Source organism: Keratinibaculum paraultunense (assembly GCF_016767175.1).
Lineage (GTDB): Bacteria > Bacillota > Clostridia > Tissierellales > Tepidimicrobiaceae > Keratinibaculum > Keratinibaculum paraultunense.
This window is the reverse complement of sequence record NZ_CP068564.1, coordinates 401,211-417,322: the sequence shown is the minus strand read 5'-3', so window position 1 is coordinate 417,322 and position 16,112 is coordinate 401,211. Positions and strand designations below refer to the sequence as shown.

Here is a 16,112-nt window from a genome sequence, read left to right as displayed (position 1 = left end):
TTGTGAATATTTTAATTATCACATTAATTTTATCATTGCACTAGTATAAGTTCAAGTACAAGAAATATTATATTATTCGATATATTCTCTAGCTTTTTCTTCCCCTTTTAATACTCTCAATATTCCATATGCTAAAGATTCCATTTCATTCTCTCCCGGCATTATTTCTACTGGTGCAATATATTCAACACGTTTCTTAACCCATGAAGTAATTAATTTAGAATAAGCAATTCCTCCTGTTAAAATAATTAAATCTACTTTCCCTTCTAGAACTGTTGCAAGCTCTCCTATACCTTTAGCAATTTGATAAGCCATTGCTTCATATATAAGTTTTGCTTTTTCATCCCCAGATTCAATCATCTTTTCAACTTCCCGAGCATCTACTGTACCTAGATAAGCTTTTAATCCACCATTTCCCCTTATTCTTTTTAGCATAGTTTTTTTATCATATTTTCCAGAATAGCACAATTCAATTAGGGCTGTACAAGGTAATCTACCTGCTCTCTCAGGGGAAAAAGGACCTTCGTCATCAGAAATAATATCTACTATTTGTCCCTTTTCATGAACATTTAAAGATATTCCTCCCCCCAAGTGGGCAACAACAAAATTCATGTCTTGATATTTCTTCCCGTATTTTTTAGCTGCTTTTATAGCCATAGCTCTAGTATTTAATACATGAGAAGTACTTGTCCTTTCTATTTCTGGTATACCAGAAATTCTTGCTATATCATGCAATTCATCTGTTCTTACCGAATCATATATATATGCTTTAACTCCAGCAGCTTGTGCTATTGCATATGCAATAGGTGCTCCTAAATTTGAAGCATGTTCCATAGCTGGTTTGTTTTTAAGGGTATCAAGCATTGTTTCATTAACTACATAGGCACCTGATTTTACTCGGGGGAGCATGCCCCCCCTTCCCACTACAGCAGATAATTCATTGATATTAACACCTTTTTCTTTTAAAAAAGACATCACTAAGTCTTTTCTCATTTCGTATTGATCTTGAACATTTTCAAATTTTTCAATAACTTCAACAGGATGCTCTATAGTTTCAGTAAAAACTTCTTTTTCATCTTCATATAAAGCTATCTTTGTAGAAGTTGAACCAGGGTTAATAGCCAGTATTTTATAGCTCATTATCTGACTCCTTTCATATATCTTATAGTACTAAATTTATTTATTTAATATATTTTTAAGTTCAGTTATAAATTTTTCAGTCTGTTCTACTGTACCAGTACTAACTCTTAACCAATTATCCCATCCCCATAAATGTCCTGGTCTTATTATTACTCCTCGTTTTAAAAGTTCTTCAAAAACATCTTTTGAACTAATTCCAATATTAACCCATGTAAAATTAGCATTAGATTTTACATACTCAAGTCCTAAGTCGTCAAAAGCTTCCTCCATTATTTTCAAAGATTTATAATTTAATTCAACTGTCTTGTCAATATGCTCTTGATCTTCTAATGCAGCAAGGGCTGCAACTTGAGCAAGTCTATTCACATTAAATACACCTTTAACTTTACTCATTTCTGTAGCAATCTCTTTTGATGTAAGGGCAAATCCTACACGTACAGCTGCTAAACCACTCACTTTAGAGAAAGTTCTTAAAATAATAGTATTTGGTCTTTTATTCAATATTTCTAAAGTTTCAGGGTAATCTGGATTAACCCTAGCAAAATCATAATATGCTTCATCAAATACAATAACCACATCTTCTGGTACATTGTCAACTAGATAATTAATCTCTTCTTTTGCCATTATATTTGGTATAGGATTATTTGGATTACATACATATATTAATTTAGTTTTATCGTTTACATTCTCAACAAAAGCTTTAAAATCATGTTTGTAATCTTTTGTAAGAGGAATTTCTACTGGTATTCCCCCCATATGAGTTACACTATTAGAGTATATACCAAAAGTAGTATCAGCCATAATCGCTTCATCGCCAGTATTTATAAAAGTTTGAGCAATTATCTGTAGTACTTGTTCTCCACCATTTCCCACAACTATATTTTCATACTCTAATCCATATTTTTCAGCTAATGCATGTCTTAATTCCATAGCACCAGCATCTGGATAAATATTTAAATTTTTTAACTCATTTTTTACAGCTTCAACTGCCTTTGGAGATGGTCCTAATTGATTTTCATTAGATGCTAGTTTTACAACATCAGTTAAACCGTATTCCTTTTGTACCTCCTCTATAGGCTTACCAGGTACATAAGGTTGTAATTTTGATAATTCTTTTCTAAATAAACTTTTTGACATATTATCATTCTCCTTTATATTTTAATATATCAATTCAAAGTAATAACTTAATATAAAACATACCATTACAAATTTTAAACTGAAGCTGCAGATAAAACTAGAGATAAATACTTTTCTTCTGTTGAAGAACCTCTTGATGTTAATACAATTGGAGCTTTAGCACCAACAATAAATCCTGCCATTTTAGAATTACCTGAATATATAAGAGACTTTGCCAAAACATTACCTACAGTTATATTAGAAGCCAATAATATATCCACATCCCCAGCAACTGGACTGTTAAAACCCTTTATCTCTGCAGATTCTTTGTTTACAGATAAATCATAGGATATTGGACCTTCTATAATGCAATTTTTTATCTCTCCTTTTTGATTCATCTTCTTTAATTCTGCTGCATCTACTGTTTCTGGCATTTTTGGATTAACATTCTCCACTGCTGCTAAAACTCCAACTTTAGGTTCTTTGTAACCAAGGGATAGCATAACATCTACTGCATTTTCTATTATCTTCCTTTTTTCTTCAAGATCAGGATACATTACCATACCGCCATCAGTAATAACCAATAATTTATGATAAGTGGGAACTTCTAAAATTGCAAAATGCGACATAAGTTTGTCTGTTCTAATTCCTTTTTCTTTATCAACAACAGCTTTTAAAAGATCAGCAGTTTGAATTTTCCCTTTCATTATAAAATCAACTTCGCCTATATTTACTAATTCAACAGATTTATAAGCAGCAGCTTTTTCATCTTTAGCATCTATAATAAGATTATCATCAAAAGAATAGTTTGTATTATTTAAAATCTCATCTATTTTTCTTTTATTCCCAATAAGTATAGGATCTACAATTCCTTCCTCTTTGGCTTTAAATACTGCTTCTAAAGTATGAGCATCTTCTGCAACTGCTACTGCTACTTTTCTTTTTTTTTCAAATTTACTAACTTTTTTTATTAATTGATCAAAATTATTGATTATCATAATCACTCTCCTTACAAAACTTTTATATTATAATTTAAGTTAATAATTATATAGCATTTTTCCCTCTTTCAAATGCTTCTAAGTTTATGTCAATAAATTTTTCTTTTATATTATTTTTTATCGTTTTTTCCCAATCAATATCAGATAAATTCATTGCTTCAACTAACGCTCCAAGCAATACTATATTCATAACCTTCATATTTCCTAATTCTTCTGCAATTTCTGCTGCATTTATAATACTAGTATCAGCTTTATTTTTTATAATATCTATTACCCCTTCTGGATACTCTTCTTTTCCCATAAGTATTGGAGCTGAAGGAATTTTATAATTATTTACTACAACTTTTCCATCTGGTTTTAAATACTCTAACCATCTCAAAGCTTCCATAGCCTCAAAAGAAACTAATACATCTGCTTCTCCTCTACCAATAATAGGTGAAAAAACCTCATCTCCATATCTTACTTGTGTAGAAACACTTCCTCCTCTTTGAGCCATACCATGAATCTCAGACATTTTAACATCATAACCTGCTTCAACAAGTCCTTCAGATAAAATTCTACTAGCAAGAATTGTTCCTTGCCCTCCTACTCCTACCAATAATATACTCTTTGTTTCTGCCATTTTATTCACCCACCTCGCTTATTGCTTTAACAGGACATACTTGCATACATAACTCACACCCTACACATTGTGCAGCATTAATGCTAGATTTTTTAGCTTCTTTATCAAAATATATTGCAGGACATCCAGTATTTACACAAATTTTACATCCAATACATTTTTCTTGATCTACCTCGCATTTCCCTGGTTTATAGTCAAATTCTTTCTTATCGTATTCAGACAATCTCTTAAGGGCACAAGGCCATCTTGAAATTATTACTGAAGGTTCATCAAGGCTATAAGCCCAGTCAAAAGCTGCTTTAAGTTCTTTTAATTCCAATGGATTTACAGTTTTTACATGTTCTATTCCTAAAGCTTTTGCAATTTCAGCAATGTTTGCCATTTTAGTAGGTTCGCCTTGAAGAGTATAACCAGTTCCTGGATGATCTTGATGACCAGTCATAGCTGTTATTCTATTGTCAAGTACACAGGTAATTGTATTACTTTTGTTATATACTACATCTAGTAAACTAGTCATCCCCGAATGGAAGAAAGTAGAATCTCCAATAACACTTACTACTCTCTTATTATCATCGTATCCATCTATTAATCTCTCCATACCATGCCCGGCACTAATACTAGCGCCCATACATATTGTGGTATCCATTGCATTTAAAGGCTCTGCACCTCCTAATGTATAGCATCCAATATCTCCAGTTATTATAGTATCTTTTCTTTTACTTAATTCGTAGAAAAACGCTCTATGAGGACAGCCTGCACATAGAGTAGGTGGTCTATTTACTACAATAGATTTATCATACTCAATAACTTCACGTTCCTTACCAAGTAAAGATTTTTCTACAATTTCCGGATTTAATTCCCAAACATTGGGGATCTTATCCTTCCCTATACAATCTATACCAGCAGCTTTAACTTGTTCTTCTATGAAAGGTTCTAATTCTTCTACTACATATAATGTTTCTACTTCTTCAGCAAATTTTTTTATCTTATCCATTGGAAGAGGGTTAGTAAAACCAAGTTTTAAATAGGATGCTTTATCTTTAAACACTTCTTTAGCGTATTGAAAAGCTATACCAGATGAAATTATTCCTATTTTTTTATCATTCCATTCAACATAGTTTAAATCTGTTTCATTAGAAAACTCTTCTAATTTTTTTAGTCTTTCTTCTACTTTTACATGCAATTGTTTAGCAACTGCTGGAGCTAAATAATATTTACCTAAATTCTTCTTGTATGGTCTTATAGGAACTTCTTCCCTTTCTCCTACTTCTACTAAAGATTTACTATGACATACCCTAGTGGTCAATCTCATTAAAACAGGAGTATCAAATTTTTCACTTATTTCCATAGCAATCTTTACCATATTCTTAGCTTCTTGACTATCACTTGGTTCTACCATAGCAACCTTACCAAATTTTGCATAATACCTATTATCTTGCTCATTTTGAGATGAATGTAATCCAGGATCATCTGCAGTAATAAGTACTAATCCTCCATTAACTCCTGTATAACCTGAAGAAAAAAATGGATCTGCAGCCACATTTAAGCCTACATGCTTCATAGCAGCAAGAGATCTTGCTCCATATATAGAAGCACCTAAAGCTGATTCTACTGCAACCTTTTCATTTGGTGCCCATTCTGCAATTATTTCTTCTTTGTATTTAGCTAAGTTTTCTAATATCTCTGTACTTGGGGTCCCTGGGTATGCAGCAGCGTAGTGAATACCAGCTTCATAAGCTCCAAGAGCTATGGCTTCATTCCCTGTCAATAGCTTTCTCATGTAATATCCTCCTTTTCATCAATTTGTTTTTAGTAATAAATTTAAAATTATAATATTATAATAGTGACCTTATATATATTATACAACAATATATTAACTTAAGCTTATAATATACAATAATATATTAATGCAAATTACATGCCATATTATATTCTTAAAATTCCAGTAGCAGTTAAAAATACAAATATTAATAATATTGGAACAAAATATTTAGTTAAATTATACCAAATATTAAATAATTTAAATTCAATTTTACCATTATTAGTTATTTCATTTCTGGCAACTTCTTTATCCCATATCCAACAAATCACTAAAGCACCAGTAATACATTAAATTCTTATCAACATTTTTTATAATATTTTAATAATTAATAACAATTAAATATAATACTTTAAGTAACAATGGGTTAAATGGTACAAACTTACGATACCATTTAACCCATTGTTATATGACCTAATATATTTAAACCTTCTCTAGTTATTACTGTACCTGCACGTCCTTTATTTATTTTTACCATTTCTAATTCTTCTAATTCTATTAATATTCTTCTTACCTCTTGTTCACTTAAAAAAATTCCGTTTATTTTTGCTATTTCATGAATACTTCTTCTTCCTAATCTTTTATTGCTAATATAAGCTTTTTTCAATTCTTCTAATACAAAAATATATTTCTTTAGATCGTCACCAGCAGTTTCTAAAAATTCTATTACAATATTTTTTTGCATTTTAGTATCCATTTTATTATTTATACTATTTTCATACTCAATAAAAGGCAAATCTTCTGCATCTATAATCTTTGAACCTAAATTAACAAGATATTCCACACAGTTTACTAACTCTCTTACATTGCCATCCCAATTATGTATTAATAACAGTTCCTCCGCTTTTTCTGTCAATATAAAGTCACCATTAAATTGTTTTTTTGTTTCTTCAAATAAAAACAATATATCTTCTTTTCTATTTCTTAATGGAGGTATTTTTAAAGGCAAAACATTTAGCCGATAATATAAATCTTCTCTAAATTTTCCTTCATTAACCATTTCTTTTAAATTCTTATTTGTAGCTGCTATTAATCTAAAATCTACATTTATTAAACTATCTCCTCCTAGACGTATTACTTCCTTTTCCTGAAGTACTCTAAGAAGTTTAACCTGAAGATTCATAGGCATTTCAGCAATTTCATCTAAAAACAAAGTTCCATTATGAGCTAATTCAAAAAGTCCTGGTTTACCGCCTTTTCGTGCCCCAGTAAAAGCACCTTCTTCATAACCAAATAATTCACTTTCTAATAAACTTTCCGGGAAAGCACCACAGTTAACAGCTACAAATGGATAATTTCTTCGTGGAGAACTATTATGAATTGCTTGAGCAAACAATTCTTTACCTGTTCCTGTTTCTCCAGTAATTAATATTGAAGAATTAGATTTTGACATTCTTTTGGCAATATCTTTACTTTTGTTAATAACATCACTTTTACCCATTATATCATCAAAATAATATTTTGCTACATGTCCTTTTCCAATTAGTTGTTTTCTTATTTTATGTTGTTTTTTTTCTGTCTCATCATATCTCCTCATTATAGCAACAGCACCATATAATTTACTTGAATGAACTAAAGGGTTCACAGATACTACCACATGTTCTCCATGTATTTTTATCAATTTTTCTTCTATAGGTTCTAATTTTTTAAGAGCATGCTTAAATGGTATACGAGAAAATAATTCTAATCCATTTTTATTAATTATATCATTTTCCTTAAGACCTATAATTTTTTCTGCATCGTGATTGCACAAAAATATATCTCCTTCAGAGTCTATGCCTATAACCCCAGCATCAATAGTATGAAGTAATATTTCCAATTGACTTTCACGACTATTGAGCAGTCCAAAAATCTCTTCTAATCCAAAATTAGCCGTCTCTACTTCTACATTATAACTTTTAGAAATATCTTGTCTATTTAACATATGCATTAAATCAAACTTAATGCCTATATCTATTATAGTATTAAAATCAAGTAAACTATTCCCTATATTAATAATTTCCTTTGAATAGGATGGTAAATATTCAGATTGACCTAATATAATTAAAGGTTTTTTATAAATATCTTCTTTCTTAATTGTCCAATAGGATTCTATATTAATATGTCTTGCCCCTAGCTGATATATTACTGATATCATTTGTTCTGTCATTTCTGGACTCTCATCGATTAAAATTACTTCACTACCTTTCTCAATTCCCATTATCTTTTTTAAACCAGATCTAGATATAGTTCTATTGGCAAATATTATATCAGTCTCTTTACTAATATGTTTTTTTATTTTTCCAAACATATCATATGAAGGAACTAGCACTACATCAGCATTTATAATTTTAATATTTTTAATATCATTCATAGTAATTTTTTGCATTAATATATTTCCCGAAAATAAAGCTTTTATCTGTGTATAATATGAATTAACTGACTCTATGCTATAGCTTACAATAGCTAAAGTTTTTCTCATAAAAATTTCACCCGCTTACCTCTTTATATAAATAAACTTATCATAAAATATTTAAATATTCAAATTGTAAAAAATATATGAATTATATAATATTTTTTACAAACTAAAAAAATGCGAGACTAATTTAACAGCCTCGCACCTTTTATTTATTAATTTACATTTTCCAATATACTGTCTATGTTTTCTAATCCTTTTATAAGTTCTGGCAACACTTCATATAAATCTCCTACTATACCATAGTCTGCTACCTTAAATATAGGTGCATCTTTATCCTTGTTTATAGCAATAATAACCTCAGATTCCTGCATGCCAGCCAAATGCTGTATAGCTCCTGAAATTCCACAAGCTATATAAAGGGTAGGTCTTACAGTTTTTCCAGTCTGCCCTACTTGATGAGACTGATCTATCCAACCAGCATCTACTGTAGCACGACTAGCTCCCACCACTCCTCCTAATTTTTCTGCTAATTCTTCAATTAGCTTAAATCCTTCAGGACTACCTAATCCTCTACCTCCAGATACTATGATTTCAGCTTCTTCAAGTTTTACTTGTGCTTTTGCTTCCTTTATAGCTTCTAATACTTTAGCCTTAATATCTTCTTCTTTTAAATCTGGAGTAAATTTTTCAATATTTCCTACTCTATCTTCATTATACTCAGCTTTTTCCATTACCCCTGGTCTTACTGTGGACATTTGAGGTCTATGATTTGGGCAAATAATAGTAGCCATAAGATTTCCACCAAAAGCTGGACGAGTTTGAAGTAGTCTCCTATTTTCTTTATCTACTTCTAATTTAGTACAATCAGCAGTAAGACCTGTACGAAGCCTTGCTGAAATTCTTGGTCCTAAATCTCTCCCTATATTTGTAGCACCTATTAACATTATTTCTGGCTTTCGATCTTCAATTAAATCACATATGGCTTTAGTATATCCATCAGTAGTGTATACCTTTAAAAATTCTGAATCCCCATATAATACATTATCTGCACCATATTTAATAAGTCTTTCCGCTATATCGTCTACATCTTTACCTAAAAGAACAGCTGTTAATTCTGTTCCTAATTCGTCAGCTATTTTTCTTCCTTCTCCAAGTAATTCAACAACCACATTTAATAAATTACCATCTCTTTGTTCAGCAAAAACCCAAACGCCTTCATATTCATCTATATTCATGCCTTTAATTTTCTCTTTTTCCTCTTCTCTTATTATTGCATCTTTAGGGCATACATCTAAACAATTTCCACAAATAGTACATTTGTCCGTTATCACCGCTTTTTTATCTATCATATCTATTGCATCAAAAGGACAAGTTTTGACACATATTCCACAACCTATACATTTTTCTTGTATAACTTTTATTGCCATTCTATTTCCTCCTCTCTAAACACTATATTAATTTTTCTTCTTTTAATCTTGCAATCAATTTCTTTGCTTGTTCTTCAGGACTTCCTTCAAGTATTTCTAATTCTCTCGTTCTTTCAGGAGGTGTAAAGGATTTACTTACTTGTGTAGGTGAACCATTTAATCCTACAATATTTTCATCCACACCTATATCTTTAGCTGTTAAAACCCTTATTTTATCACCTTTAAATCCCTCATATATCCCTCTTATAGATGGGTACCTAGGTCCATTTAATTCTTTTATTGCAGTAATTAAAGCTGGTAATTCTGCCTGCATAACAAAGTATCCATCTTCAAGAACCCTTTTAGCCGTTATTTTTTTGCCTTCTAATTTTAATTCACTTACATAAGTAATTTGTGATATTCCCAAATGCTCAGCTATTTGAGGACCCACTTGTGCAGTATCTCCATCTATAGCTTGCCTACCACAGCAAATCAAATCAAAATCTCCCAAAAATTTAATTGCCGCTGCCAACGCTGTAGATGTAGCCAATGTATCAGAACCTGCAAAAGCTCTATCACTTAGCAATATACCTTCATCTGCTCCCATAGCTATAGCCTCAACTAATGCCAATTTAGCTTGAGGTGGTCCCATACTAAGTACTGTAACTTTTACATCTTCTAACTCATCTTTTATTCTTAAAGCTTCTTCTAAAGCATTTCTATCATCTGGGTTTATAATACTAGGTACTCCTTCTCGAATTAAAGTTCCCGTCTTTGGATCTATTTTTACTTCATTAGTATCAGGAACTTGTTTTATACATACTATAATGTTCATCAAAATACCTCCTTCTTCATATTTTATCTCAATATATTACTTGAAATAACCATTTGCTGTACTTGAGATGTTCCTTCATATATTTCAGTAATCTTAGCGTCCCTCATCATTCTTTCTACAGGGTAATCTTTTGTATATCCATATCCTCCATGAAGTTGCACACATTTTGTAGTTACATCCATAGCAGTAGTAGCTGCAAATAATTTAGCCATAGCTGCCTCTTTATTATAAGGGAGTCCATTAGCCTTATTAAAGGCTGCCCTATATACTAATAATTTACTCGCCTCTATATCTGTTGCCATATCCGCTATCATCCACTGTAACCCCTGAAATTTAGCCAAAGGTCTCCCAAATTGTTCTCTTTCCTTAACATACTTTATAGTTTCATTTAAAGCACCTTCCGCTATACCTAATGCTTGTGCTGCAATTCCTATTCGCCCTCCATCTAATGTTGACATAGCAATTTTAAATCCTTGCCCTTCTTCTCCTAAAAGGTTTTCTTTTGGTACTATACAATCTCTAAATATTAATTCTGCAGTAGAAGAAGCTCTGATTCCCATTTTATCTTCTATCTTGCCTATACTAAAACCTGGAAAATCTTTTTCTACTATAAAAGCTGATATTCCCCTAGTACCTTTTGTCTTGTCAGTCATTGCAAATACTATGTATACATCAGCTTGTCCACCGTTAGTTATAAATATTTTAGTTCCATTTAATATATAATTATCTCCATCTAATACTGCTACGGTTTGCTGACCTGCTGCATCAGTACCTGCATTAGGTTCTGTTAAAGCAAACGCTCCAAGTTTTTCTCCTTTTGCTAAAGGTCTTAAATATTTTTGTTTTTGTTCTTCTGTGCCATATCTATATATTGGCCAACATCCTAAAGAAGTATGAGCAGAACAAATAACTCCAGTAGTAGCACATACCTTAGATAGCTCCTCTACAGCTATAACATAAGCTATTTCGTCTCCACCTGCACCTCCATACTCTACAGGAAAAGGTATGCCTAGCATATTGTATCTAGCCATTTTTTCTACTGTTTCCCTCGGGAACCTAGATTCCTCATCAATCTCTGCAGCTATAGGTTCAACTTCCTCTTCAGCAAATTTTCTCATTACATCTCTTACCATTTCCTGCTCTTTTGTCAAATTGAAATTCATATACTTCCCTCCTTAAATATTTTATATCAATTTGGATGTCTCCCCTATTTCAATATAATCTTAGGAGAGATAAACCAAAATGAAAGCTTAATTAAAATTAAAAATATGTTAAATGTTTTTCAATAACTAGACTAAAATTTTAATAATTAATTAAATCTATATTTCATAATATACATTATATATCCATATATATATTGTAATCAATATATATATGATAGTCAATTTAGTTAAACTATTTCTATAAAATTTGTTAATTTTTTATCTTTCTAGACTGTTTAATTACCAAATTTTGTTTCTGTTTCACTTTTATTTTAAATTAATCATCAAATAAAATTATAAAAAAACAAATAAAAAAGAGATTATAGTAAAATAACTACAACCTCTTTCTTAAAAATCAATTCTTAACATAATCGGATTTGTTTTTTAAAAAATAAGATAAAGTAAACAGGGATTCATTTAAATGAACATTTTCTATTACTACATCATCATCTACTTTTAAATCAGCTGGTGCAAAATTCCAAATTCCTTTTATTCCACTTTTCATGTAAATATCTGCAATTTCTTGAGCATTTTCTTTAGGAGTAGTTATAATTCCTATTTCTACATTGTTTTCTTTAATAAAATCTTCTAACTCATCTACATCTCTTATTTCTATATCTCTTATTTTTAACCCTATTAATTTAGGATTTTTATCAAATAAAGAAAGTACTTTAAATCCGGCATCTTCAAATCCCTTATAATTAGCAATTGCCTGACCTAAATTCCCAGCACCAACTATCACAGTATTATAGGTTCTATCTAATCCTAAAATCTTTCCTAACTGATAATATAGACCTTCTACATTGTATCCATAACCTTGCTGCCCAAACCCACCAAAATTATTTAAGTCCTGTCTTATTTGAGATGCAGTAAAACCAGTTAATTCACTCAACTCTTGAGATGATACCCTATTTATTCCCTTCTTTAGTAATTCTCCTAAATATCTATAATATTTAGGCAGCCTCCGAATAACTGTTATTGAAACTCTATTCTCTTTCTCTTTATCCATTATTTCACTCCCCTCACATATCTAAATATCCTATCTTTATTGTGCTCTTATTATAGCAAAATAATATTAATAGGTCAATTTAAGCATTTAGAATACTCATTTAATATATTACTTTATTTTAAAATATTACTTGTATATTAATTTTTAAAATACTAATAATATTAATACATCATAATTACATAGGAGGTTTTACTATGGCTAGTAAAGAACAACTTAGAAAAATAGCTATATACTGTAATTCTTATGCACCCAAATACGAAGGTATATTAGATATAACTTCTAGTGTATACGAAGAAAAATATGAAAGCTGTGAAAATTGTACTCATTTCACTGATGAAGGTAAATGTGATATAAATTTAATCGATAAAGTATTATCTAGTATGGCAATGGAATTAGATAAAAAATAGTCCTTACTTTTAAAGGACTATTTTTTTTGATAAAATAATAATATAATGCATAGAAAATAGGTGATGTAATATGATAGTACTTTCGTGTAATAATATATCTAAATCCTATGGGGTAAATGAAATACTAAAAAATATAAGTTTTACAGTAGAAAATGGTGATAAAATTGGTCTTATAGGGCTTAATGGTTCTGGTAAAACTACTCTTTTTAATATATTAGCAGGTGAAACTCATAAAGATGCAGGTGAAATATATATTCGAAAAGATTTAAAAATAGGTTATTTAAAGCAACATACTTATATAAGTGGCAATGACACATTATTTAACGAGTGCCTAAATGTATTTAAACCTTTACTTGAAATGGAAAAAAAACTAAGAAAATTAGAACAAGAAATCAGCATAGAAGGAAGTAAAACTAATTCTACTAGATTAGAAAAACTAATGGAAGATTATGCTCACATTATGGAAAAATTTGATAATAACAATGGATATGGATATAGATCAGAAATCAAAGGTGTATTAAAAGGTTTAGGATTTAAAGATAAAGATATGGATAAAAGAGTAAATATATTAAGTGGTGGTCAAAAATCTAGATTGTCTCTAGCTAAATTGTTACTAGAAAAACCAGATTTGCTATTATTAGATGAACCTACAAATCATTTAGATATAGAAGCTATCAATTGGTTAGAAAACTATCTTAAAGAATATACTGGAGCAATACTTGTTATATCCCATGATAGATACTTTTTAGATAATATAGTCTCAAAAATATTTTTATTAGAAAATAAAGAGATTAAAATATATAATATGAATTACTCTCAATATATGAAACAAAGAAAAAAAGACATAGAACTATTAAAAAAGCAATATGAAGATCAACAAAAAGAAATTAAAAGACAGGAAGAAATTATAAAAAGATTTTCCAATTATGGCGATAGCCGTTATATAAAACAAGCTCAATCTCGACAAAAAATGTTAGATAAAATAAAATTAATAGATAAACCTATAAACAATAAAAAAGCTAAAATAACTTTTAAACCAAATATAAAAAGTGGAAGAGATGTACTTAGAGTTGAAAATTTAAATAAATCATTTAATGAACATAAGCTACTTGAAGATATAAGCTTTGCCATATATAGAGGAGAAAAAGTAGGATTAATTGGTCCTAATGGAGTTGGGAAAACTACTCTTTTTAAAATTATATTAAATCAAATTCCTTATGATAGTGGAACTATATCCTTAGGACATAATGTCCATATTGGATATTTCGATCAAGAACAAACTAAACTTAATTTAAATAAAACCGTAATAGATGAAATATGGGATGATAATCCTAAACTAAATTATTATGAAATTCGCTCTCTATTAAGTAAATTTTTATTCATTGGAGATGATATCTTTAAAGAAATAAGTGAATTAAGCGGTGGTGAAAGAGCTAGACTAGCTTTACTAAAAATGATGCTTTCCAATGCTAATTTTCTTCTTATGGACGAGCCTACTAATCATTTAGACATAGATTCAAAGGAAGTATTAGAAGACGCTTTAATGAACTACGAAGGCACTTTATTTGTTATATCCCATGATAGATATTTTTTAAATAAAGTGGTGAATAAAGTTTTTGAATTAACTGAAGAAGGCATAAAAGAATATCTAGGTAACTATAATTATTATTTAGAAAAGAAAAATGAAGTAGCAATTAAAGAATATGACGATTATAAAACAAAAACTCAAATAAAATTAGAACGAAAAAAACAAAGAGAAAAATTAGAAGCTATGAAAAAAAAGAAAAAGGAAATAATAAAGTTAGAAAAAATGATTGAACAAAAAGAAACAAATATGAAAGAAATAGATAAACTACTTTGCGATCCAAATATATATGATAAACCAGAAAAAGTAATTGAGCTGACTAAAAAAAGGGAAACTCTAGAAATTAAAATTAATGCTCTTTATGATCAATGGATAAAATTAACAGAAGAATAGTTTCCCCATATTATCCACAAGTTATACACAAAATCCACAAATTTATCCCCATTAGTTTGTCCAATTATTGTGGTTTATAAGGAGTTTTCCACATTATCCACATATTTTTATTGTCAACCAAATTTGTTTTGTGGAAATAATGTGGAAAAATCTGTTTGTATTTATCCTTTTAACTCTAAATTTGGCTCTACATTTAAATATAAATTTGAAATATCTCCTTCCATATAATGAAAATAAGCAGCAGAACCTATCATAGCGGCATTATCTGTGCATAATATTCTAGAAGGATATAATATCTTAATTCCTTCCTCTTTTCCTCTATAGTTCATTAAACTTCGTAATCCTTCATTAGCTGCTACTCCACCAGCCATAACTATTTTATCTGATTTTCTCTCTTTAGCTAACTTTATAGTCTTTTCTACAAGAACCTCTATTACTGATTGTTGAAAAGATGCAGCTACATCTTCTATTATTATATCTTCATTCTTTTGTCTCTTTTGATTTAAATAATTTAGTACAGCAGTTTTTAATCCACTAAAACTAAAATCATAACTATCTTGTTCTAAATATACTCGTGGAAAATCTATAGCATATTTATCTCCTTTTTTAGATAGCTCATCTATCAAAGGTCCACCAGGGTATGATAATCCTAATGCTCTAGCCACCTTATCAAAAGCTTCACCTGCTGCATCATCTCTGGTTCTACCTACTAATTCATATTCGGTATAGGATTTAGCTTGGACTAAATAAGTATGCCCTCCTGATACTACTAAACATGTAAAAGGAGGTTCTAAATCTTTATGGTCAATATAATTTGCACATATATGCCCTTCAATATGATTTACCCCAACTATAGGCTTATCAATAGCATAGGCTATAGCTTTTGCTGTAGATATTCCAACTAATAAAGCACCTACTAGTCCAGGCCCTTGAGTAACTCCAACTAAATCTATATCATGAAAATTTATGTTAGCTTCATCTAATGCCTGTTGAATTATTATATTGATATTTTCAATATGTTTTCTAGATGCTACTTCTGGCACTACTCCACCAAATTCTCTATGAATTTCAATTTGAGAAGATATAATATTTGAAAGTATTTCCCTTCCATCTCGTAAAATAGCACAAGAGGTTTCATCACATGAAGTCTCAATAGCTAATGTTATAGTCATTTCATCACCT

General features: G+C 29.9%; 14 protein-coding genes. 2 read left to right on the top strand and 12 right to left on the bottom strand.

The features are described 5' to 3' along the window. Nucleotides 1-72 precede the first annotated feature (72 nt). The 11 genes from buk to JL105_RS01860 form a co-directional block, all read right to left on the bottom strand. Nucleotides 73-1,140, bottom strand: a complete 1,068-nt coding sequence (gene buk, locus JL105_RS01910; RefSeq protein WP_132025268.1) for a butyrate kinase — start codon at nt 1,138-1,140, stop codon at nt 73-75. 36 nt (nt 1,141-1,176) lie between these two features. Then, nucleotides 1,177-2,277 carry a histidinol-phosphate transaminase gene (hisC, locus tag JL105_RS01905; RefSeq protein ID WP_132025270.1) on the bottom strand — a complete coding sequence of 367 codons (1,101 nt, stop codon included), beginning with the start codon at nt 2,275-2,277 and terminating at the stop codon, nt 1,177-1,179. Nucleotides 2,278-2,351: 74 nt separating this feature from the next. After that, entirely contained in the window at nt 2,352-3,254 is a 903-nt protein-coding gene (locus JL105_RS01900) for a bifunctional enoyl-CoA hydratase/phosphate acetyltransferase (RefSeq protein ID WP_132025272.1), read from the bottom strand. 46 nt (nt 3,255-3,300) lie between these two features. Further along, nucleotides 3,301-3,876 carry an indolepyruvate oxidoreductase subunit beta gene (locus tag JL105_RS01895; protein ID WP_132025274.1) on the bottom strand — a complete coding sequence of 192 codons (576 nt, stop codon included), beginning with the start codon at nt 3,874-3,876 and terminating at the stop codon, nt 3,301-3,303. A 1-nt stretch (nt 3,877) separates the two neighbouring features. Then, nucleotides 3,878-5,656: an indolepyruvate ferredoxin oxidoreductase subunit alpha gene (iorA, locus tag JL105_RS01890; RefSeq protein ID WP_132025276.1), complete on the bottom strand. Its 1,779-nt coding sequence runs from the start codon at nt 5,654-5,656 to the stop codon at nt 3,878-3,880. Between the two features lie 146 nt (nt 5,657-5,802). After that, on the bottom strand, nt 5,803-5,967 hold the full coding sequence (locus JL105_RS01885) for a hypothetical protein (protein ID WP_158279960.1): 165 nt from the start codon (nt 5,965-5,967) through the stop codon (nt 5,803-5,805). Between the two features lie 122 nt (nt 5,968-6,089). Then, complete coding sequence (locus tag JL105_RS01880) at nt 6,090-8,156, bottom strand: sigma-54 interaction domain-containing protein (RefSeq protein WP_132025278.1); 2,067 nt, start codon at nt 8,154-8,156, stop codon at nt 6,090-6,092. Nucleotides 8,157-8,305: 149 nt separating this feature from the next. After that, nucleotides 8,306-9,520, bottom strand: coding sequence for an electron transfer flavoprotein subunit alpha (locus JL105_RS01875; protein WP_132025280.1), 1,215 nt, complete (start codon nt 9,518-9,520; stop codon nt 8,306-8,308). A gap of 22 nt (nt 9,521-9,542) precedes the next feature. Then, entirely contained in the window at nt 9,543-10,334 is a 792-nt protein-coding gene (locus JL105_RS01870; RefSeq protein WP_132025282.1) for an electron transfer flavoprotein subunit beta/FixA family protein, read from the bottom strand. A 23-nt stretch (nt 10,335-10,357) separates the two neighbouring features. Then, a complete protein-coding gene (locus tag JL105_RS01865) occupies nt 10,358-11,497 on the bottom strand; it encodes an acyl-CoA dehydrogenase (RefSeq protein ID WP_132025284.1) in 1,140 nt (379 codons plus the stop codon). Nucleotides 11,498-11,891: 394 nt separating this feature from the next. Further along, nucleotides 11,892-12,545 (bottom strand): redox-sensing transcriptional repressor Rex, encoded by a 654-nt coding sequence (locus JL105_RS01860; protein WP_132025286.1) that lies wholly within the window; start codon nt 12,543-12,545, stop codon nt 11,892-11,894. Nucleotides 12,546-12,739: 194 nt separating this feature from the next. On the opposite strand from JL105_RS01860, the gene JL105_RS01855 reads away from it, so the two are divergent. After that, entirely contained in the window at nt 12,740-12,952 is a 213-nt protein-coding gene (locus JL105_RS01855) for a hypothetical protein (protein ID WP_132025288.1), read from the top strand. Between the two features lie 70 nt (nt 12,953-13,022). Beyond that, entirely contained in the window at nt 13,023-14,930 is a 1,908-nt protein-coding gene (gene abc-f, locus JL105_RS01850) for a ribosomal protection-like ABC-F family protein (RefSeq protein WP_132025290.1), read from the top strand. 161 nt (nt 14,931-15,091) lie between these two features. Here the strand turns inward: abc-f and tsaD are convergent, their stop codons facing one another. Continuing rightward, entirely contained in the window at nt 15,092-16,102 is a 1,011-nt protein-coding gene (gene tsaD / locus JL105_RS01845) for a tRNA (adenosine(37)-N6)-threonylcarbamoyltransferase complex transferase subunit TsaD (protein WP_132025292.1), read from the bottom strand. Nucleotides 16,103-16,112 lie beyond the last annotated feature (10 nt).

Coding starts and splice junctions, on each gene's coding strand:
- buk (WP_132025268.1), bottom strand. CDS start 1,140: ATGAGCTATAAAATACTGGCTATTAACCCTGGTTCAACTTCTACAAAG.
- hisC (WP_132025270.1), bottom strand. CDS start 2,277: ATGTCAAAAAGTTTATTTAGAAAAGAATTATCAAAATTACAACCTTAT.
- JL105_RS01900 (WP_132025272.1), bottom strand. CDS start 3,254: ATGATAATCAATAATTTTGATCAATTAATAAAAAAAGTTAGTAAATTT.
- JL105_RS01895 (WP_132025274.1), bottom strand. CDS start 3,876: ATGGCAGAAACAAAGAGTATATTATTGGTAGGAGTAGGAGGGCAAGGA.
- iorA (WP_132025276.1), bottom strand. CDS start 5,656: ATGAGAAAGCTATTGACAGGGAATGAAGCCATAGCTCTTGGAGCTTAT.
- JL105_RS01880 (WP_132025278.1), bottom strand. CDS start 8,156: ATGAGAAAAACTTTAGCTATTGTAAGCTATAGCATAGAGTCAGTTAAT.
- JL105_RS01875 (WP_132025280.1), bottom strand. CDS start 9,520: ATGGCAATAAAAGTTATACAAGAAAAATGTATAGGTTGTGGAATATGT.
- JL105_RS01870 (WP_132025282.1), bottom strand. CDS start 10,334: ATGAACATTATAGTATGTATAAAACAAGTTCCTGATACTAATGAAGTA.
- JL105_RS01865 (WP_132025284.1), bottom strand. CDS start 11,497: ATGAATTTCAATTTGACAAAAGAGCAGGAAATGGTAAGAGATGTAATG.
- JL105_RS01860 (WP_132025286.1), bottom strand. CDS start 12,545: ATGGATAAAGAGAAAGAGAATAGAGTTTCAATAACAGTTATTCGGAGG.
- JL105_RS01855 (WP_132025288.1), top strand. CDS start 12,740: ATGGCTAGTAAAGAACAACTTAGAAAAATAGCTATATACTGTAATTCT.
- abc-f (WP_132025290.1), top strand. CDS start 13,023: ATGATAGTACTTTCGTGTAATAATATATCTAAATCCTATGGGGTAAAT.
- tsaD (WP_132025292.1), bottom strand. CDS start 16,102: ATGACTATAACATTAGCTATTGAGACTTCATGTGATGAAACCTCTTGT.